Origin of the sequence: Pedobacter jeongneungensis, from assembly GCF_039538295.1 — a bacterium.
GTDB classification, from domain to species: domain Bacteria; phylum Bacteroidota; class Bacteroidia; order Sphingobacteriales; family Sphingobacteriaceae; genus Pedobacter; species Pedobacter jeongneungensis.
On the sequence record NZ_BAABBY010000037.1, the window covers coordinates 1 to 1,074 of the forward strand.

Annotated in this window: 1 protein-coding gene; it reads right to left on the bottom strand. The window is 39.8% G+C overall.

Annotated features, from left to right (window positions below; translation table 11 throughout):
- Positions 1–36: 36 nt before the first annotated feature.
- Positions 37–1,014 (bottom strand): integrase core domain-containing protein, encoded by a 978-nt coding sequence (locus ABD769_RS24925; RefSeq protein ID WP_344854075.1) that lies wholly within the window; start codon positions 1,012–1,014, stop codon positions 37–39.
- Positions 1,015–1,074: the final 60 nt, after the last annotated feature.

Genomic DNA, 1,074 nt, shown 5'->3' on the forward strand with positions numbered 1-1,074 from the left:
GCTGTAAAGGTTTAGTAATTCGGTAATGAACTAGAGTTATTTTTTGTTATTTATATTTGCCATTTCCGCCGGTTTTTTACCATTAATTCCCTGGTGTGGTCTTTCCCAGTTATAATAAACAATATACTTTAAAAGTTCATCTTGTAACTCTTCCAGACTATCAAAGTCTGTATCCTCAATCAGGTCCTCTTTTAGCGTTCTCCAGAAACGCTCTACTTTTCCATTTGTCTGTGGGCGGTATGCTTGTGTATATCGCCTTTTAATACCGGTTTCCATCAACATTCTTTCAAATGGGTGGTTCTGCTTGTTCCTGCTGATGGACGGTCCGAATTCAGGACCGTTATCGGCAATCATCTCCTCAAACAATATCCCAAATTCCTGTTTTAGCATCTGCATGCAGCGCATGGCAGCAAACATGGTGGTAAGTGCGGTAATATCCTCCATTACCTCTGCCCATGCAAGACGGGAATAATCATCAAGGACACAGATCAGATAAAGCTTTCTGTTCTCTCCCCTGATTACACTTTTACTTAGATGGTGACAATCAATATGTCCTAACTGGCCCATACGCTCCTTGATAATTTTTCGTTTAACTTCCTTTTCGGCACTCTCCAAGCGGTTCTGTCCATAACGTCTGAGGATATTGTACACCCCGGATGCCGATGGTGTAAATTTATCCGATTTTTGTTTAAGCTGGCTGGCTATTTCAAATTTACTGTTGCCAAGTTTGCGAAGATCCAATACCTTTTGTTCATCCTGGAGATCTGGCCGCCTGGTACGATACCTCGGGCCACGTTTTGCCGGAAGAAGGTCCAGTTCACTACCGGACTGTTTGAACCTGTTGTAATATTTAAGAAAACTCCTTGCATCAGTATCATGGGCAGAGTAAAAATCTTTTACAAGCTTGAACTTAGGGTGTTTCCCATCTTTTATCTGTTCATATTCTTTGATTAGAAAACGGTATTTACTTAAATAATTCCGCTTTAAGGTAAGGTCGTTAGTGTTTATTCGCATAAATTATAATTAGCTATTTACAAAGCTAATTCTGTTACCGAATTACTAAACCTTTACAAT

Bases quoted from the DNA above. Each gene is read 5' to 3' on its own strand.
- ABD769_RS24925 (WP_344854075.1), bottom strand. From the start codon at position 1,014: ATGCGAATAAACACTAACGACCTTACCTTAAAGCGGAATTATTTAAGT.